General features: G+C 71.5%; 15 protein-coding genes and 2 pseudogenes. 8 read left to right on the plus strand and 9 right to left on the minus strand.

Going from position 1 to position 17,561, the window contains the following annotated elements:
* Nucleotides 1-71 precede the first annotated feature (71 nt).
* Nucleotides 72-2,396, minus strand: a complete 2,325-nt coding sequence (locus CGL27_RS30380) for a bifunctional polysaccharide deacetylase/glycosyltransferase family 2 protein (RefSeq protein ID WP_119991313.1) — start codon at nt 2,394-2,396, stop codon at nt 72-74.
* Complete coding sequence (locus CGL27_RS30385) at nt 2,393-3,253, minus strand: hypothetical protein (RefSeq protein ID WP_162953102.1); 861 nt, start codon at nt 3,251-3,253, stop codon at nt 2,393-2,395. The genes CGL27_RS30380 and CGL27_RS30385 overlap by 4 nt, the downstream gene beginning before the upstream one ends.
* Nucleotides 3,254-3,419: 166 nt before the next feature.
* Between CGL27_RS30385 and CGL27_RS30390 the strand changes: the two genes are divergently transcribed.
* Nucleotides 3,420-4,523: a chitinase gene (locus tag CGL27_RS30390; RefSeq protein ID WP_119991315.1), complete on the plus strand. Its 1,104-nt coding sequence runs from the start codon at nt 3,420-3,422 to the stop codon at nt 4,521-4,523.
* 226 nt (nt 4,524-4,749) lie between these two features.
* Here the strand turns inward: CGL27_RS30390 and CGL27_RS30395 are convergent, their stop codons facing one another.
* Complete coding sequence (locus tag CGL27_RS30395; protein ID WP_119991316.1) at nt 4,750-6,429, minus strand: fumarate hydratase; 1,680 nt, start codon at nt 6,427-6,429, stop codon at nt 4,750-4,752.
* 206 nt (nt 6,430-6,635) lie between these two features.
* Between CGL27_RS30395 and CGL27_RS30400 the strand changes: the two genes are divergently transcribed.
* Both CGL27_RS30400 and CGL27_RS30405 read left to right on the plus strand, forming a co-directional pair.
* Nucleotides 6,636-7,349 (plus strand): DUF1707 domain-containing protein, encoded by a 714-nt coding sequence (locus CGL27_RS30400; protein ID WP_240450693.1) that lies wholly within the window; start codon nt 6,636-6,638, stop codon nt 7,347-7,349.
* A 179-nt stretch (nt 7,350-7,528) separates the two neighbouring features.
* Nucleotides 7,529-7,885 (plus strand): WhiB family transcriptional regulator, encoded by a 357-nt coding sequence (locus CGL27_RS30405; RefSeq protein ID WP_078643299.1) that lies wholly within the window; start codon nt 7,529-7,531, stop codon nt 7,883-7,885.
* A gap of 117 nt (nt 7,886-8,002) precedes the next feature.
* Here the strand turns inward: CGL27_RS30405 and glpX are convergent, their stop codons facing one another.
* The gene (glpX, locus tag CGL27_RS30410; RefSeq protein ID WP_119991317.1) at nt 8,003-9,034 is read right to left on the minus strand and encodes a class II fructose-bisphosphatase; all 1,032 of its coding nucleotides are present in this window, start codon (nt 9,032-9,034) and stop codon (nt 8,003-8,005) included.
* Between the two features lie 183 nt (nt 9,035-9,217).
* On the opposite strand from glpX, the gene CGL27_RS30415 reads away from it, so the two are divergent.
* On the plus strand, nt 9,218-9,757 hold the full coding sequence (locus tag CGL27_RS30415; protein ID WP_078643301.1) for a DUF4245 domain-containing protein: 540 nt from the start codon (nt 9,218-9,220) through the stop codon (nt 9,755-9,757).
* 93 nt (nt 9,758-9,850) lie between these two features.
* Here CGL27_RS30415 and CGL27_RS30420 read toward each other — a convergent pair whose 3' ends face one another.
* The 3 genes from CGL27_RS30420 to xseA all read right to left on the minus strand — a co-directional run bounded on the left by CGL27_RS30420 (nt 9,851) and on the right by xseA (nt 12,344).
* Nucleotides 9,851-10,441 (minus strand): malonic semialdehyde reductase, encoded by a 591-nt coding sequence (locus CGL27_RS30420; RefSeq protein WP_119991318.1) that lies wholly within the window; start codon nt 10,439-10,441, stop codon nt 9,851-9,853.
* Between the two features lie 366 nt (nt 10,442-10,807).
* Nucleotides 10,808-11,113 (minus strand): exodeoxyribonuclease VII small subunit, encoded by a 306-nt coding sequence (locus tag CGL27_RS30425; RefSeq protein ID WP_119991319.1) that lies wholly within the window; start codon nt 11,111-11,113, stop codon nt 10,808-10,810.
* A gap of 10 nt (nt 11,114-11,123) precedes the next feature.
* Nucleotides 11,124-12,344 (minus strand): exodeoxyribonuclease VII large subunit, encoded by a 1,221-nt coding sequence (gene xseA, locus CGL27_RS30430; protein WP_043237979.1) that lies wholly within the window; start codon nt 12,342-12,344, stop codon nt 11,124-11,126.
* A gap of 53 nt (nt 12,345-12,397) precedes the next feature.
* Here xseA and CGL27_RS30435 point away from each other — a divergent pair, with 53 nt between their 5' ends.
* Entirely contained in the window at nt 12,398-13,468 is a 1,071-nt protein-coding gene (locus CGL27_RS30435; protein ID WP_119991320.1) for a 4-hydroxy-3-methylbut-2-enyl diphosphate reductase, read from the plus strand.
* Nucleotides 13,465-14,256, plus strand: coding sequence for a polyphosphate--glucose phosphotransferase (locus tag CGL27_RS30440; protein WP_240450694.1), 792 nt, complete (start codon nt 13,465-13,467; stop codon nt 14,254-14,256). The genes CGL27_RS30435 and CGL27_RS30440 overlap by 4 nt, the downstream gene beginning before the upstream one ends.
* Here CGL27_RS30440 and CGL27_RS30445 read toward each other — a convergent pair.
* Nucleotides 14,162-14,830: a DUF6542 domain-containing protein gene (locus CGL27_RS30445; protein ID WP_119991321.1), complete on the minus strand. Its 669-nt coding sequence runs from the start codon at nt 14,828-14,830 to the stop codon at nt 14,162-14,164. The two genes, CGL27_RS30440 and CGL27_RS30445, sit on opposite strands and share 95 nt — an antisense overlap.
* A 208-nt stretch (nt 14,831-15,038) precedes the next feature.
* On the opposite strand from CGL27_RS30445, the gene ychF reads away from it, so the two are divergent.
* Complete coding sequence (gene ychF, locus CGL27_RS30450) at nt 15,039-16,127, plus strand: redox-regulated ATPase YchF (RefSeq protein ID WP_119991322.1); 1,089 nt, start codon at nt 15,039-15,041, stop codon at nt 16,125-16,127.
* 373 nt (nt 16,128-16,500) lie between these two features.
* On the opposite strand, the pseudogene CGL27_RS30455 reads toward ychF, so the two are convergent.
* A pseudogene (locus tag CGL27_RS30455) lies at nt 16,501-16,871 on the minus strand (DUF5914 domain-containing protein); the annotation flags it as partial.
* A 229-nt stretch (nt 16,872-17,100) separates the two neighbouring features.
* On the opposite strand from CGL27_RS30455, the pseudogene CGL27_RS30460 reads away from it, so the two are divergent.
* A pseudogene (locus tag CGL27_RS30460) lies at nt 17,101-17,429 on the plus strand (lycopene cyclase family protein); the annotation flags it as partial.
* Nucleotides 17,430-17,561 lie beyond the last annotated feature (132 nt).

The raw sequence follows: 17,561 nt of genomic DNA on the forward strand, positions 1-17,561 counted from the left end.
CCTCCGTTCAGCACAGCGTCATCACGCCACCCCGTGTTCCCGCGCCCGCCGTGCCGAATGAGTGACCCCGGTCACCGTACGGCCTCCGGCGCACGGGGAGTGTCCACCTCGCCGGTGCGCTTGAGCTTCTGCCACGGCAGCAGGGCGCCGGTCGCCGCGGTGACACAGGAGTGCAGCAGCACCAGATACATCAACTGACGGTAGGCGATCTGCTGCAGCGGCAGTACGGCCAGTGCCCGGTAGTCCTCCCGGTCCAGCCGGAACGCGTACGCCGCGCCCAGCAGCTGCACCAGCAGCAGCGCGCCCCAGGCCAGCAGCGAGCGCACCGGGTCCAGGAAGATCACCCCGTAGAGGGTGAAGAGGTCGATCAGCGGCGCGCACAGCGGGGTGAGGATCTGGAAGAGCACCACCAGCGGCATCCCCACCCGGCCGAACCGCCCCGAGGGCCCCCGGTCGATCAGCGAGCGGCGGTGCTTCCACAGCGCCTGCATGGTGCCGTAACTCCAGCGGTAGCGCTGCTTCCACAACTGGCCCAGCGAGCTGGGCGCCTCGGTCCAGGCGCGGGCGTGCTCCTGGTAGACCACCTGCCACCCGGCCCGGTGCAGGGCGATGGTGATGTCGGTGTCCTCGGCCAGGGTGTCCGCGCTCATGCCCCCGGCCTCCAGCAGCGCCCGGCGGCGGAAGGCGCCGATCGCGCCGGGGATGGTGGGCATGCAGCGCAGCAGGTCGTACATTCGCCGGTCGAGGTTGAAGCCCATCACATACTCGATGTGCTGCCAGGCGCCGATCAGCTTGCCCCGGTTGCCCACCTTGGCGTTGCCCGCGACCGCGCCCACCCGCGAGTCGGCGAACGGGCGGACCAGCTCACGGATGGTGGTGGGCTCGAAGACGGTGTCGCCGTCCATCATCACGATCAGCTCGTGGCCGGCGTGGGCGATGCCCCGGTTGAGCGCGGCGGGCTTGCCCGCGTTGGCCTGGCGCAGCACCCGTACGTTGGGCAGCCCCATCGCCTCGGCGATATCGGCCGTGCCGTCGGTGGAGCCGTCGTCCACGACCAGGATCTCGATCGGGTGGGTGGAGGCGGACAGCGACCTCAGGGTGTTGGCGATGCACTCCTTCTCGTTGTACGCGGGCACGATCACGCTCACCGGATCGGTCACCTCCTGCACCCGGCTCCAGCGCCGCCGCTCCCGCGAGCGCCGGTGCCACCAGGCGAGGACCACCATCAGCAGCAGCCGCCCGATCACCGAGAAGCCCACCAGCCCCAGCAGCGCCATCAGCGCGGGCAGCGCGCTGTGGGTGAACGCGGCGGCCCAGATCAGCGCCCGGCCCTCCCAGACCGGGAGGGTGTGCGCCGGGTGGTTGGCGCTGTGGGCGCCGAGCGCACCGGTGACGGTGGTGAAGGAGTAGCCCTTCTGCTGCATCCGCTCGATGTACAGCCCCAGGGCCGTCACGGTCCGCGCGCGGTTGCCGCCCGCGTCGTGGAAGAGCACGGACGCGCCCTTTTTGCCCTCGGGAGTGGCGTTCTGGATGATCTCCTTGACCGGGGGCCGCTGCCAGTCCTCGCTGTCGGTGTCCACGAACGCGCTGATGTAGCCCTTGGACCCGATGTGCTGCTGCACCGGCCAGGTGCGGTCGTCCAGCGCGCGGACCTTGGAGGCGTACGGCGCCCGGAAGAGCGAGCTGGTGATGCCCGCCGCACCGGCCAGGGCGAGCTGGGACTGGGCCAGTTCGCGGTCCATGCGCCCCTTGTCCTGGTAGGACAGGTCGACATGGGAGAAGGTGTGCACCCCGACCTCATGGCCCGCGGCCCGCATCCGGCGGACCAGCTCCGGATGGCGGACCACCATCTGACCCAGCACGAAGAAGGTGCCCCGCACCTTGTGGCGGCGCAGTACGTCGAGGATCTCCGGGGTCCAGCGGGGGTCCGGGCCGTCGTCGAAGGTCAGCGCGATGGTCTTGGACGGGATGGCGTGCTCGGTGGCCTTCCCCTTCCGGTCGAAGGTGATCACCGGCCCGCCCTTGCGCAGGCGGTCGGGGACGGTGCGCGAGGCGTGCGAGCGGTACACCCGGGCGTCGTTGCCGACCTCGGCGTGCAGATAGCCGTCCAGCAGCAGGGTGCACACCAGCGCGAGCAGGGTCGCGAGGGCGAGCACCATCCGGGTGCGGGTGCGGAGCTTTCGCAGCTTGACGGTACGGAGCTTGGGAGGGTGGCCGTCAGCTTTGGCCGGCTTGGGGGTGCGGAGCCTGCCCGTGAACCGGAGCCTGCCCGTGAGCCTCGCGGCGCGGCGCCCGGAGCCGGTCAGCCGGAACACCGTGCGGGGCGCGCCGTCCTGACGGGGCGCGGGGGGTCGGCGGCGCGGCCGGGGCAGCCTCGGCGGTCTGCCGCCGCTCATGACTCCTCGCCGTCGGCCTCGGGGGCGCCCGGCCCATCGGCCGGGGCGCCGCCTCCGGCGGGCCCCTGGGGGCCTTTCGGGGGCTTGGGCGGGTTGGCCTGCGGGGGCTTCTGGGTCTGGGGCTTCTGGGGGGACTTGGCGTGGCCGGGCTTCGTGATGCGGCCGGGAGCTTGCGAGTGGCCGGATCCCTTGGCCGGTGGCTTGGCGGCGCCGGAGTGCTTCTTCGGCGGGGTGTGCGACGCGTCCGCGGGGTGCTTGGCGAGCGGGTGGGCGGCCGGATGCGAGGGCGCGTGGGTGTGCTTGCGGTGCCCCGCGGCCCGGTGTCCCTCGGCGGACTCGCGGGCGCCGGGGCGGGGGTGGGCGGGGGAATGCCGCTTCGCCGCGCGGTGGGCCTTGGGCGGGGCGGGCTGCGGGGGCGCGGGCCGCGGCCGGGTGGTGACGGGGGGAAGGGCGACGGGCTCCCGGGCGTACTGGGGCTCCGGGCGCTCGGAGTCGTGCCGGTGGCGCTGATGCTGACGGTGGGTCGGCGCGTACTCGTACTCGTCGTCGGGCCGTTCATGCGATCCGGAGGGCCCCGAACGTCCCTCCGGGGTGTGCTTCGGCTCCCGGCCGAACGCCTCGGTGGCGACGGGATGCCCGGGGATCAGCGTCTGCGGCGCGAATGGCGTACCGCCCGCGTAGCCCAACCCCAGGACCGCCGAATAGCCGAGGCAGGCGGCCCCCGCGACTACGCCCACATGTCGTACGAGTCGGCCACGGCGCCCGGAGAGGTCCACGAACACGGGCCCCTTCCGGGCCACGTCAGCGCGGAGGGGACGCGAAGGCGCGCGCTCGGCCACATCTGACTGAGGATCCATACGGAAGAGGTTAATGCAGAAAATACGACATGCGACATATAAGTCAAACATGCGGTGTGTCATAGTTCAGTAGGCTTCACCGAATATGCGAGGTTTGGCGAGGAGAACGGCACGGGCGGCCCAGCCCCCGGCGCCTCGTACCGGACCGCAAGAAGGAGCCAGAGCCATGAGGGCCAGCCCCCGCATGAGCGGAATCGCCGTGGCCGGCGCGGTGGTCTGCGCCACCATCGCCGTATGGGCGGGACACCACAAACAGTCGCCCGAGCCGCACGCCGCGCCCTCACCGCCGCAGGTGTCGCAGCCCCCCGCGGCACGGCCACCCGCCGAGTTCGTGCCGTACGTCAACGCCTGGTCGGACTCGGCGTACGACATGGCCGCCGCGGCCGCGCGCGGAGTCAAGGAGTTCACCATGGGCTTCGTCGTCGCGGGCGACGGCTGCACTCCGGCGTGGGACGGCGGCACCTCGCTCGACGACCAGGCGCTGGAGGCCCGGGTCGAGGGCGTCCGCCGGGCGGGCGGCGACGTACGGATCTCCTTCGGCGGCGCCGAGGGCACCGAGCTCGCCACCGCCTGCACCGACGTCCCCGAACTCGCCTCCGCCTACGCCGAGGTGATCGAGCGATACCAGGCGCGCCGGATCGACTTCGACCTCGAGGGCGAGGCGCTCGCCGACACCGAGGCGGCGGCCCGCCGCGCCCAGGCGCTCGCGCTGATCCAGCGCACCCACGAGGGCCTGAACATCTCCTTCACCCTGCCCGCCATGCCCGACGGGCTGACCGCAGAGAGCGTCGCCCAGTTGGAGGCCGCCAAACAGGAGGGGGTCATCCTCTCGACCGTCAACATCATGGCGATGAACTACAGCGGGGACCATACGGGCGACATGGGCGACTATGCCGTCCAGGCGGCCACCGCCGCGCAGGCCCGGATCCGCGAGGTGCTCGGCATGTCCGACGCCGCCGCCTGGAAGGTGCTCGCCGTGACGCCGATGATCGGGGTCAACGACGTCACCGGCGAGACCTTCACACTGGAGGACGCGTCCGGGCTGGCGCGGTTCGCCGCGGACAAGGGGATCGGGCGGCTGTCGATGTGGTCCGCCGAACGCGACCAGCCGTGCACCCCGGATATGACCCAGTCCGCCACCCCCGCCACCCCCGCCGCCCCCACGGCCGGTGCCGCGGGCCCCGAGACGGCCGAGAACGTCGTCCCGAACACCCGCTGCAGCGGTGTCATCCAGCGCCCCGGCGCCTTCGAGGCGGCACTGAGGGGCTGACGGGCCTTTGCGGACAAGGCCCGCCCAGGCCCCTATCCCAGCCCAGGCCCGGCAAATCCAGCCCGTCCGGCGTTTGAGGACAGGACCGGTCCCGGCTAATCCAGCCCGTCCGGCGTTTGAGGACAAGGCCCACCCCGGGCCGGTCGGGGGCCTGGGGGCGCGGCCCCTCGGATGGGACGGGTAAGGGCGGCGGGGGCGCATCCACGCCCCCGCCGCCCCGCAGGCGTTACGCCACCCCCGGCCCCCGCACCGGAATGCTCGTGAACGTCGGCTGCGGCGCCGGGTCCTGGAAGAAGTCGTTCCCCTTGTCGTCCACCACGATGAACGCCGGGAAGTCCTCGACCTCGATCCTCCAGACCGCCTCCATGCCCAGCTCCTCGTACTCCAGGACCTCGACCTTCTTGATGCAGTCCTGGGCCAGCCGCGCCGCCGGACCGCCGATCGAGCCCAGGTAGAAGCCGCCGTGCGCGGCACACGCGTCGGTGACCTGCTTCGAGCGGTTGCCCTTGGCCAGCATGACCTTCGAGCCGCCCGCCGCCTGGAACTGCTCGACGTACGCGTCCATCCGGCCCGCGGTCGTCGGGCCGAACGAACCGGAGGCGTAGCCCTCGGGGGTCTTGGCCGGGCCCGCGTAGTAGACCGGGTGGTTCTTCAGGTACTCGGGCATCTCCTCGCCCGCGTCCAGCCGCTCCTTGATCTTCGCGTGCGCGATGTCCCGGGCGACGACCAGCGTGCCGGTGAGCGAGAGCCGGGTCTTGACCGGGTGCCTGGTCAGCTCGGCCAGGACGTCGTCCATCGGCCGGTTGAGGTCGATGGCGACCGCGTCCAGGTCCGGGCCCGCGCCCTTGGTCAGCTCCTCGTCCGTCGTCTCCGGCAGGAAGCGCGCCGGGTCGGTCTCCAGCTGCTCCAGGAAGACGCCCTCCGGCGTGATCTTGGCGAGCGCCTGGCGGTCGGCGGAGCACGAGACGGCGATCGCGACCGGGCAGGAGGCGCCGTGGCGCGGCAGCCGGACGACCCGGACGTCATGGCAGAAGTACTTGCCGCCGAACTGCGCGCCGATCCCGATCTTCTGCGTCAGCTCGAAGACCTTCTCCTCCAGCTCCTTGTCGCGGAAGCCGTGGCCGGTCGGGGAGCCCTCGGCGGGCAGCTCGTCCAGGTAGTGCGCGGAGGCGTACTTGGCGGTCTTGAGCGCGTACTCGGCGCTGGTGCCGCCGACCACGATCGCCAGGTGGTACGGCGGGCAGGCGGCCGTACCCAGCGAGCGGATCTTCTCCTCCAGGAACTTCATCATCGATGCCTCGTTCAGCACAGCCTTCGTCTCCTGGTAGAGGAAGGACTTGTTGGCCGAGCCGCCGCCCTTGGCCATGAAGAGGAACTTGTAGGCGCCGCCGTCGGTCGCGTACAGCTCGATCTGCGCGGGCAGGTTGGAGCCGGTGTTCTTCTCCTCCCACATGGTCAGCGGGGCCATCTGGGAGTAGCGCAGATTGAGCTTGGTGTACGCGTCGAAGACGCCCCGCGACAGGGCCTCCTCGTCGCCGCCTTCGGTCAGCACGTGCTGCCCGCGCTTGCCCATGACGATCGCGGTGCCGGTGTCCTGGCACATCGGGAGCACCCCGGCGGCCGCGATGTTGGCGTTCTTCAGCAGGTCCAGCGCCACGAAGCGGTCGTTGGCGCTGGCCTCCGGGTCGTCGAGGATGCGGCGTAGCTGGGCGAGGTGGGCGGGGCGCAGATAGTGCGAGATGTCGTGCATCGCCTCGGCCGCGAGCCTGCGCAGCGCCTCCGGCTCGACCTTCAGGAAGGTGCGCCCATCGGCCTCGAAGGTGCTCACGCCCTCGGAGGTCACCAGGCGGTACGGCGTGGTGTCGGCTCCCAAGGGCAGCAGGTCCGAATAGGCAAACTCTGGCATCGCGGCCGTTCCTCACTCGACAGGGCTTCGGCTGACTTCGTCGACAGCGCGTTCATAAGCGTAGAACGGGGCAGCGGAACGGAACCTGTGAGGTAAGGCTCAGTAGCGGGCGCGAGGACCGGTAGAGGACCGGTAGGGGAAGGATCAGGGAGACGTCAGGGATCGTCCCCTAGTCGCGATCTATCGCGACTGGATACGCTGAGTCCGTGGATGAGCAGCAGCCCGTGCCCCTGACCAAATCCGCCCCCGCGCCCGCCTCGGCGGCCCCCGCGCCAGCCCCGGCTCCGACCCCGGCTCCGGCGTCCGCGCCCGTCGCGGAGGCGGAGCTACGCGCGTCCGACGCCGACCGCGACCGGATCGCGGACATCCTGCGGGAGGCCCTCGCCGAGGGGCGGCTCCAGCCCGAGGAGCACGCCGAGCGGATCGACGCGGTCTATCGGGCCAAGACCCTCGGCGAGCTGGAGCCCCTGGTGCGCGATCTGCCCGTCGCCCCGGCCCGCGGCGCCGGCTCGGCGCCGGCGCACGACGCGGAGACGGACTGGGCGCGCACCGTGCCCGAGTCGGAGAACCTGGTGGCGGTCTTCGGCGGTTCGACGCGCAAGGGCCGCTGGCGGGTCAGGCGCCGTACGAACGTCCTGGCGGTCTTCGGCGGTGTCGAAATCGATCTGACCGAGGCGGTGTTCGAGCACCGGGAGATCGTCATCAATGTCGTGGCCGCCTTCGGCGGGGTGGACATCAAGGTCCCGGAGAACGTCTCGCTGCGCGGCTCGGGCGCGGGCATCCTCGGTGGCTTCGACGTCAGGACGTACGAGGCACAGGACCCCGACGCACCGGTGATCCACGTCACCGGGTTCGGGGTCTTCGGCGGTGTCGAGGCCAAGCCCAAGCGAGGAAAGCGGCTGAAGAACCTGCGGGCATAAGCCCTGAAGAACGAGCATGCGCGGGGGAAGTTCCGGGTGGGACAACGGTGTGCATAAGCGCGCGCACAGCGGGTAAGGCTTGGTGCATCGTCTCTCGTACGGCTGATGGGGGTGCTCACGGGGCCGTACACCTCGAGGCGGGCAAGGGTGACCACCGGAGCCGTCGTCAGGAGTAGACCGTGCTGCAACCGCATCAGCCCCTGCTGGAAGCCGCCGTGCCCCCGCAGCGCGTCCCCGCGCGGGATCAGGCCGGCCCCTGGCACTCGGAGGCGGTGTGCCGACGGGACGAGGCCGGGCTGTTCTTCGCCCCTTCCAAGGAGCCCACGGCTGCCAGGCTGTCGCGGGAAGAGGCCGCCAAGCGCGTCTGTGCGCGCTGCCCGGTCATGGTCGAGTGCCGGGAGCACGCACTGCTGCAGCCCGAGCCGTACGGCGTGTGGGGCGGGCTGACCGCGGCCGAGCGCCGGGTCGTGCTGGCCCGCCGCCGGCGCCGGGAGGTGGAGCTGCAGCGCGCGGTGCAGGTCGCCGCCGCGGGCTGAACTCTTCGGGACCTGGGCCGGGCCCCGCCGGGAGGCGGGACCCGGCCCTTGTCATGTGCCGTCTGCGCTATGTGCCGTCCGCATCAGGCGCCGTCCGCGTTACGTGCTGTCGCGCGCTCAGCTCGGCCGTTCGAAGTCGACGGCGGCGTAGGCGCGCAGCTTGGCCAGCCGGTGGGTGGAGTCGATCTGCCGGATGGTCCCCGACTTGGACCGCATGACCAGCGACTGGGTGGTGGCGGTCTCCGCGCGGTACCGCACCCCGCGCAGCAGATCCCCGTCCGTGATGCCGGTCGCGACGAAGAACACATTGTCGCCGCTGACCAGGTCGTTGGTCTCGAGGACCTGGTCGAGGTCGTGGCCCGCGTCGACGGCGCGCTGCCGCTCCTCGTCGTCCTTGGGCCACAGCTTGGCCTGGATGGTGCCGCCGAGGCACTTGATCGCGCAGGCCGCGATGATGCCCTCCGGCGTACCGCCCACGCCCAGCAGCAGGTCCACACCGGTGCTCTCGCGCGCGGCCATGATCGCGCCGGCCACGTCGCCGTCGGAGATGAACTTGATCCGGGCGCCCGCCTCCCGGATCTCCTTGACGATGCCCTCGTGGCGGGGCCGGTCGAGGACCACGACGGTGACGTCCTCGGGGCTGGACTTCTTGGCCTTGGCGATCCGGCGGATGTTCACGCCGGGGGGCGCCGTGATGTCGACGAACTCGGCGGCGTCGGGGCCGGTGACCAGCTTGTCCATGTAGAAGACGGCCGACGGGTCGAACATGGTGCCGCGCTCGGCGACCGCGAGCACGGAGACGGCGTTGGCCATGCCCTTCGCGGTGAGCGTGGTGCCGTCCACGGGGTCCACGGCCACGTCGCACTCCGGGCCGGTGCCATCGCCCACGCGCTCGCCGTTGAAGAGCATCGGCGCCTCGTCCTTCTCCCCCTCTCCGATGACGACGACGCCGTTCATCGAGACGGTGTGCACGAGGGAGCGCATGGCCTTCACGGCGGCGCCGTCGGCGCCGTTCTTGTCGCCGCGGCCCACCCAGCGGCCGGAGGCCATGGCACCCGCCTCGGTGACCCGGACGAGTTCCAGGGCGAGGTTGCGATCGGGAGCCTCGGGGCTGACCTCGAGCTGGGAGGGGAGATGATGCTCGGTCATCGGAGCGCACCTTTCTGTACGGCGACGGACCGGAGGTCCCTCCTTCCCGCAGGGGGCTAGGAGGGTGAGGGTGTTCATGACCTTATCCGCTGATTGGCTAAGTGAGCAGACAGCCCCACGCATGAGCACGGCCCTGTTGCAAGGTGCGGCGACCGGATGAGGGACGATAGGGGCGTGGCAGGTATGCGTGGCAAAGAGACGGTCCGGGACATGGTGCTGTCGCTGGCGGCGATCGGTGTCGTCGCGGCGGGCATCTACCTCTTCGGCATCCCGCACGACGAGGGCGCCAAGGGCTCCGGGGTGAAGACGGTGGACTACCGCGTGGAGCTGGACACGGCCCGCCGCGCCGCCCCGTACCCGGTGGCCGCCCCCGAGCCCGGGAGCCTGCCCAAGGGCTGGCGCGCGACGTCGGTGACCTACCGCCCGGCAGCCGAGCCGGACGGCGCGCTCTGGCACCTCGGCTTCCTCGACCAGGACGAGGAGTACATCGCGGTCGAGCAGAGCGACGGCAAGCCCGTGCCGTTCGTGGAAGAGGTCACACAGCAGGCGCGGGAGACGAAGCGTACGGAGCGGGTCGACGGCGAGGAGTGGGTCCGCTACGAGGGCGACAAGTACGACGCGCTGGTGCGCCAGGAGCCGGGCGTGACCACGGTGGTCACCGGGACGGCGTCGTACGGGCAGCTGACGAAGATGGCCGCCGCGCTCACCGAGAAGAAGGGCTGAGCGCGACGGCCGAAGGGCGTGGCCCGGACCAGCGGTCCGGACCACGCCCTTCGGTTTGTGGCCTGTGCTTTGTGGTCTGTGGCCTGTGGCCGATCAAACCGCGGTGATGACCTGGTCGTAGTCCAGGCGCGGGCCACGGGGGAACCAGGCGTCCTCGCCCGGCTTGCCGATGTTGATGACCACCAGCGGGGTGTGGTCCTCGTCCAGGAACTCCTTCTGGATCCCGGCGGCGTCGAAACCGGTCATCGGGCCGGCGGCGAGCCCGGCGGCGCGGATGCCCAGGATGAAGTAACCGGCCTGCAGCGAGGCGTTCAGCCCGGCGGCCTGCTCACGGGCGGCGCGCTCGGCGAAGAAGACGTCCTTGGCCTGCGGGAAGTGCGGGAAGAGCGCGGGCAGCTCCTCGTGGAACTCGTTGTCCGCGGCGAGGATCGCCACCAGCGGGGCCGTGGAGGTCTTGGCCTGGTTGCCCTCGGCCATGTGCTGGACCAGGCGCTCACGGGCCTCGGGGGAACGGACCAGCACGACGCGCAGCGGCGACTGGTTGAACGCGGTCGGCGCGTACTTGATCAGGTCGTAGATCGCCTGCACCTGCTCCTCGGTCACCGGCTCGTCGGTGAAGGTGTTCGCGGTGCGGGCCTCACGGAAGAGAAGGTCCTGAGCGGCGGGGTCGAGTACGAGTGCCATGGAAGAAACCTCTACATAGGCGGGGATATCGCTGACGGCTTCTACTGTACGGCGCTTAGATTAATGTTCAACTAAAAAGTTGGCGCAGTGTACGGAAGGTGCTCCGAATCACTCAGTGCGCAGCGCGCCAAGACCGGCGCGGCCGGTCGAGAGTGGGGGATCGCGCGCGGCCGATCGACGGCGTCCGGTGGGCGGTCGACGGCGGGTGATCGAGGGGCCGCCGGTCGACGGCAGCCGGTGGACGCCGGCCGACGAGGGTGGCTGATCGAGGGCGGCGGTCGGCGGCGGGAGATCGACGACCCCCGGTGGTCGGCGGTCGGTGGACGCGGCCGACCGATGGCGGCCGACCGACGGCCGACCCGCCGGTCAGCCCTCCGCGGCGCCCGCGCCCCCGGCGCCCTCCGCGCCCTCGTCGTCCCCGTCCGCGTCCGTCTCGTCCGCCAGCGCCGCGTCCAGCCGCGCCCGCGCGCCCTCCAGCCAGCGGCGGCAGACCTTCGCCAGCTCCTCGCCCCGCTCCCACAGCGCGAGCGACTCCTCCAGACTCGTGCCGCCCGCCTCCAGGCGGCGGACCACCTCGACCAGCTCGTCCCGCGCCTGCTCATAGCCGAGCGTGGTCTCCGCCCGCGGTGCGCTCTGCTCGGCCTGCTGGGCCTGCTCGTCCGTCTTCGCCATGCCCCTCACCCTATTCAGCCGGACCGACAGCGACGCGCGCCCGGAACTCGCCCTCGGCGACCCGCGCCCGCAGCTCCTCGCCCTCCGTGACCTCGTCGGCCGCCCGCACGACCGAGCCGTCGGGGTGCTGCAGCACCGCATAGCCCCGCCGCAGCGTCGCGGCGGGGGAGAGGGCCACCACTCGCGCCTGGGTGTGGGCCAGCTCGGAGTCGGCCCGGTCCAGCAGATGGCCCAGGCAGCGGCGGGCGCGCTCCAGCACCGCCGTGATCCGCTCCGCGCGCTCGTCCACCATGCGGTGCGGCTCCCGCATGCACGGCCGGGCCAGCGCGGCGGCAAGCCCCCGCTCCTCCCGGTCCAGCAGCCCATGCACACTGCGCAGCGCGCGCTCCCGAAGCTGCTGGACGCGCATCAGCTCCTCGCCCACATCCGGCACGATCTTCTTCGCCGCGTCGGTGGGCGTGGAGGCGCGCAGATCGGCGACCAGGTCGAGCAGTGGTGAGTCCGGCTCATGGCCGATCGCGGAGACCACCGGCGTGCGGCACGCGGCCACCGCCCGCACCAGCTGCTCATCGGAGAACGGCAGCAGATCCTCCACACTGCCGCCGCCGCGCGCCACCACGATCACATCCACTTCCGGCAGCGCGTCGAGCTCCTTGACCGCCTCGATCACCTGCGGCACCGCGTGCACCCCCTGCACGGCCACATTGCGCACCTCGAAGCGGACGGCGGGCCAGCGCAGCCGTGCGTTCTCCAGCACATCGCGCTCGGCGGCCGAGGCGCGCCCGCAGACCAGCCCTATCAGCTGCGGCAGAAAGGGCAGCGGCTTCTTACGGTCGGCCGCGAACAGCCCCTCCGCCGCCAGCGCCTTCTTCAACTGCTCGAGCCGCGCGAGCAGTTCGCCGACCCCCACCGGGCGGATCTCGGCGGCCCGCAGGGAGAGCTGGCCCCGCGGCGCGTACCACTCCGGCTTGGCGTGCACCACGACCCGCGCGCCCTCGGTGACCGTGTCCGCGATTCTGTCGAAGACGGCGCGGAAGCAGGTGACGGTCAGCGAGATGTCGTAACTGGGGTCGCGCAGGGTCAGAAACACCACACCGGCGCCGGGGCGCCGGGACAGCTGGGTGATCTGCCCCTCGACCCACACCGCGCCGAGCCGGTCGATCCAGCTCCCGATCAGCCGGGACACCTCGCCGACCGGGATCGGCGCCTCCGCGGACGTGTTGACAGCCATGACCGCGAGGGTATCGGTCACCACCGACAGACCCCGGGGGCATCGCCCCTACCATGGGGGACATGACTGCAACCTCCGCCCGCCGGGTCCTGCTCGCGGCCCCCCGTGGCTACTGTGCCGGTGTCGACCGTGCCGTGATCGCCGTCGAGAAGGCCCTGGAGCAGTACGGCGCGCCGATCTATGTGCGCAAGGAGATCGTCCACAACAAGTACGTCGTCCGGACCCTGGAGAAAAAGGGCGCCATCTTCGTCGACGAGACGGAGGAGGTGCCCGAGGGCTCCATCGTGATCTTCTCGGCGCACGGTGTCGCGCCGGTGGTCCACGAGGAGGCCGCCGAGCGCAAGCTGGCCACCATCGACGCCACCTGTCCCCTGGTGACCAAGGTCCACAAGGAAGCAGTCCGGTTCGCCAAGGAGGACTACGACATCCTCCTGATCGGTCATGAGGGCCATGAGGAGGTCATCGGCACCAGCGGTGAGGCCCCGGACCACATCACCCTGGTCGACGGCCCCGACGATGTGAAGAACGTCGACGTGCGCGACGAGTCCAAGGTGGTCTGGCTCTCCCAGACCACCCTCTCGGTCGACGAGACCATGGAGACCGTGGACGCGCTCAAGGAGCGCTTCCCGCAGCTCATCAGCCCGCCGAGCGACGACATCTGCTACGCCACCCAGAACCGCCAGATCGCCATCAAGCAGGTGGCGGCCGAGTCCGACCTGGTCATCGTGGTCGGCTCCAAGAACTCCTCCAACTCGGTGCGGCTGGTGGAGGTCGCCATCGGCGCGGGCGCCAAGGACGGCCATCTGGTCGACTACGCGAGCGAGATCGACGAGGCATGGCTGGAGGGCGTCACCACGGTCGGCGTGACCTCGGGCGCCTCCGTGCCGGACGTGCTCGTCGAGGGCGTCCTGGAGTGGCTGGCCGAGCGCGGCTTCGGCGATGTCGAGGTCGTCCAGCCGATGCAGGAGTCCCTGACCTTCTCGCTCCCCAAGGAGCTGCGCCGGGATCTGCGGGCGGAGGCGGCAGCGGCCGCGACGTCCGTTGGTGCGCCGGAGGCCGCGGCGGTCGTCGGTGAGCCGGAGGCCGCGGCGGTCGCCGCCGAGGCGGAGGGATCCCAGCGGTGACGCAGGACCAGGGGGCCACGGGGGCATCCGCGGCGAGGGTGTTCGGCATCGACATCGGCGGTTCGGGCATCAAGGGCGCCCCGGTGGACCTGGACCGGGGTGAGCTCGCGGAGGAGCGCCATAAGGTGCTCACCCCGCAGCCGTCCACGCCCGAGGCGGTCCTGGACGGTGTGGTGGAGGTCGTCCGGCAGTTCGACTTGTCCGGGCGGCCGGTCGGGGTGACCTTCCCGGGCGTGGTGAAGAACGGCGTCACCCTTACCGCCGCGAATGTCGACAAGAGCTGGATCGGCACCGATCTGGCGTCACAGCTCGGCGAGCGGCTGGAGTGCCCCGTCACAGTGCTGAACGACGCGGACGCGGCCGGAGTCGCGGAGGTGGCCTTCGGCGCCGCCCGCGGCGTCAAGGGCACCGTGATCGTGCTCACCCTCGGCACCGGCATCGGCAGCGCGCTCTTCACCGACGGGCATCTGCTGACCAACACCGAGCTGGGCCATCTGGAGCTGGACGGCCACGAGGCGGAGAAGCGGGCCTCGACCAAGGTCAAGGACGATCACGAGCTCAGCTGGTCGCACTGGGCGCGCCGGGTGCAGAAGTACCTCCATCACCTGGAGATGCTCTTCTCACCGGAGCTCTTCGTGCTGGGCGGCGGGGTGAGCCGTAAGGCGGACAAGTTCCTGCCGCTGATCGAGGGGGTCAGGGCCGAGATCGTGCCTGCGCAGCTGCAGAATAATGCGGGGATCGTGGGTGCCGCGATGGCCGCGGCCGCTGCTGCCGACGACGCCGGGTGACCAGCACGGCCCGCCGTACGAGCACGATCACCACGGTCAGCAGCGTCCCCGTGTAGAGCCAGCCGGCCTGCAGCGACAGTGCGGTGAACACCCCCACCGCCTGTCCGCTGAACCCGGCTGAACCGTCGTTGATCGGCAGCAGCCCGACCGTATAGGCCAGCGGCGCCGTCACCGGCGCCGCCAGCAGATCGGCGGGGCGCACCCACAGTCCGCAGGCCGCGCAGGCCGGCAGGAAGAGCACGCTGTACACGGTGGGTGAGCCGGAGAACAGCAGCGCGTCCAGGCAGCCGATGCCCAGCATCGTGAGCGCGGTCAGCAGCCCCGCGCCCAGCCCGGTCAGCCGGGCGTCCGGGAGCGAGAGCCCCCGGGCCCGCCGCAGCGCGGCGGGCAGCGGCGCGGCCGGACCGGACGGCCCCGTCCGGCGCGCGGGCGGCCGGGCAGCCCGGACCGGGCCGCCGGGCCGCCCACGGCCCTGACCCGTGCCTCGGCTCCGGCCGGAATACGTGTCGTCCGCGGCCGGGCGGGGCGGCGGGGCCGCCGTGCGGCGGGGCGTACGCGTGCTGTATTGCTCCACCCGACCAACGTAGGCGGCCGGAGGGCGGGAATCCGGTCTTGGACACGCCCTTCGCAGGACCTTGGCAGTGTGTTCGACCGATTGTCAGCCCGGCCGGGTGATCGGCCGGGCGTTGGGGGGCGGCCCCGTAGACTGGTGGACCGGCCCCGCCGGGGTCCGTCCTCTGTCCTCACATCCCGACCACGGGAAGTTACGGGAAGTCGCCAACGTGTCGCTCACGATCGGAATCGTCGGTCTGCCGAATGTCGGCAAGTCGACCCTTTTCAACGCCCTGACCAAGAACGACGTGCTGGCGGCCAACTACCCGTTCGCCACCATCGAGCCCAACGTCGGCGTGGTCGGCGTCCCCGACCCCCGCCTGGACAAGCTCGCCGAGATCTTCGGCTCGGCCCGCAAGCTCCCCGCCACCGTCGACTTCGTCGACATCGCGGGCATCGTCAAGGGCGCCTCGGAGGGCGAGGGCCTGGGCAACAAGTTCCTGGCGAACATCCGTGAGTCCGACGCCATCTGCCAGGTCATCCGCGCCTTCAAGGACGAGAACGTCGTCCATGTCGACGGCAAGATCTCGCCGAAGAGCGACATCGAGACGATCAACACCGAGCTGATCCTCGCCGACCTCCAGACCATCGAGAAGGTGCTGCCGCGCCTGGTCAAGGAGTCCCGGATCAAGAAGGACAAGCAGCCCCAGGTCAAGGCCGTCGAGGAGGCCAAGGCCATCCTCGACGAGGGCCGCACCCTCTTCTCCGCCGGCATCGTCCAGGGCAGCGAGCGCGCCGCCCTCCTCCACGAGCTGCACCTGCTCACCACCAAGCCCTTCCTCTACGTCTTCAACGTCGACGAGGACGAGCTCACCGACGAGTCCTTCAAGGCCGAGCAGCGCGCCCTCGTCGCCCCCGCCGAGGCGATCTTCCTCAACGCCAAGCTGGAGGCCGACCTCGCCGAGCTGGACGAGGCCGAGGCCCTCGAGCTCCTCCAGTCCGTAGGCCAGGAGGGACCCGGCCTCGCCACCCTCGCCCACGTCGGCTTCGACACCCTGGGCCTGCAGACCTACCTCACCGCCGGCCCCAAGGAATCCCGCGCCTGGACCATCAAGAAGGGCGCCACGGCCCCCGAGGCGGCCGGTGTGATCCACACCGACTTCCAGAAGGGCTTCATCAAGGCCGAGGTCATCTCCTACGAGGACCTCGTCGCCACCGGCTCGGTAGCCGAGGCCCGCTCGGCGGGCAAGGCCCGCATGGAGGGCAAGGACTACGTGATGCAGGACGGGGACGTGGTGGAGTTCCGCTTCAACGTGTGAAACTCCAGCACGTCGCTGAACCTGGCGCATGCGCAGGTCAGATGGGATGGGATGAGGCAGGCCAGAAGGGCTCGACCCTCCGGGGCGGGCTCTTGGCCTTTCCCGTGCTGGTCGGCTGCTTCTTCCCGCCAAGGGCGGCGTACGACGATCTCGCTGCGCGCTGAGTTCGGCGCCCTGCGCTGGGGGGGGCAACCGGGTCTGCCCGCGGCAGACCCGTGTACGCGCTGTCCGGGGGGAATCCGGAGCCGCTCGGCCGGCGGATCTGGAGGGGGCGGGTTTTCCCGGGCGGGACGCGGCGGCCGGGGTCGGACGCGACTGAGATGCGGGTCGCGGGGACACAGCGGGCCGGGCTCGGGAGCGCCTTGCACGCCGCTCAGCCCGGGAAGCGGCCCGTCGATCGCAGTTGCCGGCGCCGCTCGGCGTAGGCCAGGCCGTCCCGCCACAACCGCCCGGCCGCGGCGCGCACCAGGGGACGCGGCAGCGGCGCGGCCCGGCGGGCGGCGGCGAAGCCCGGACGGTCCGAGGAGGCGATCACCGCCTCGATGACGGCGGTGTGCGGGGGGTGGCCGGACTCGTCCGGGCCGAGCGGGGTGGCGTGGGTCTCCACGACGAAGCCCACACCTCGCCCTCGCCCTCGGTGATGTGCATGACGACAGTGCGGGGTTCGAGCGCGGTGAAGACGGCATGGACCGGCACGGCCAGCCGGCCCGCCACCTTGAAGGACACGTCGACGGTAAGGGCGTCCGTGCCGTCGTCCGCCGCGCAGGCCGGGCCGCCGCGCGCGTCCACCACCGTCGTCAGGAGGTGTCCGCATCCGCCGGGGTACACAATGTGGAAAACCGGGCCGGGACATCCGGGAACGGGTGCCGGGGACATCCGCCACGCGGTGGCACGGCAATCACCCGCGGAGCCCATCACCGTCGTAGGACCCCGCCGCCGCGAGTCGGAAGCAGGACCGAGGAAGGGAGGCGCCGTGCCGGAGACGGACGTGGCCGTTGTGGGGGCGGGCGCCGCCGGGCTGTCGCCGGCCCACCGGCTCGCCGGACGCGTTCCCGGCCTGCGGACGCCGTCCGTTGTGCTGGTGGACGCGCCGCCCGGTCCGCTGCGCCCGCCGCCGCGGACCTGGTGCTACTGGGGGCGGGACCTGGGCGGTTCGACGCGGCGGTGCGGGCCGAGTGGCGGCGACTGCCGGCGGTGCGGGCCGAGTGGCGGTGACTGAGGGTGCGTCCGTGCACCGGCGTCCCGGTCGAGGGGGACATCGCCCCGCTGCGGTATCGAATGATCCTCTCCGACGACTTCGAGCGCGCTCTCAGGGCCCTGGCCATGTGGGGGCGGACACCCGCCGTCCGCGGACGGTCGGACTGAACGGCCTCGCGGGACCGGACTGGTCCCGCCGGACCGAACCCGCACCTGCGTAGACGAGGACGCCGGAGG

The sequence above is a fragment of the Streptomyces sp. 11-1-2 genome (assembly GCF_003595545.1).
GTDB classification, from domain to species: Bacteria; Actinomycetota; Actinomycetes; order Streptomycetales; family Streptomycetaceae; genus Streptomyces; species Streptomyces hygroscopicus_B.

Bases quoted from the DNA above. Each gene is read 5' to 3' on its own strand.
- CGL27_RS30435 (WP_119991320.1), top strand. From the start codon at position 12,398: ATGGGGGACATGACTGCAACCTCCGCCCGCCGGGTCCTGCTCGCGGCC.
- CGL27_RS30390 (WP_119991315.1), top strand. From the start codon at position 3,420: ATGAGGGCCAGCCCCCGCATGAGCGGAATCGCCGTGGCCGGCGCGGTG.
- CGL27_RS30380 (WP_119991313.1), bottom strand. From the start codon at position 2,396: ATGAGCGGCGGCAGACCGCCGAGGCTGCCCCGGCCGCGCCGCCGACCC.
- glpX (WP_119991317.1), bottom strand. From the start codon at position 9,034: ATGACCGAGCATCATCTCCCCTCCCAGCTCGAGGTCAGCCCCGAGGCT.
- CGL27_RS30415 (WP_078643301.1), top strand. From the start codon at position 9,218: ATGCGTGGCAAAGAGACGGTCCGGGACATGGTGCTGTCGCTGGCGGCG.
- CGL27_RS30420 (WP_119991318.1), bottom strand. From the start codon at position 10,441: ATGGCACTCGTACTCGACCCCGCCGCTCAGGACCTTCTCTTCCGTGAG.
- CGL27_RS30385 (WP_162953102.1), bottom strand. From the start codon at position 3,253: ATGGATCCTCAGTCAGATGTGGCCGAGCGCGCGCCTTCGCGTCCCCTC.
- CGL27_RS30425 (WP_119991319.1), bottom strand. From the start codon at position 11,113: ATGGCGAAGACGGACGAGCAGGCCCAGCAGGCCGAGCAGAGCGCACCG.
- CGL27_RS30395 (WP_119991316.1), bottom strand. From the start codon at position 6,429: ATGCCAGAGTTTGCCTATTCGGACCTGCTGCCCTTGGGAGCCGACACC.
- xseA (WP_043237979.1), bottom strand. From the start codon at position 12,344: ATGGCTGTCAACACGTCCGCGGAGGCGCCGATCCCGGTCGGCGAGGTG.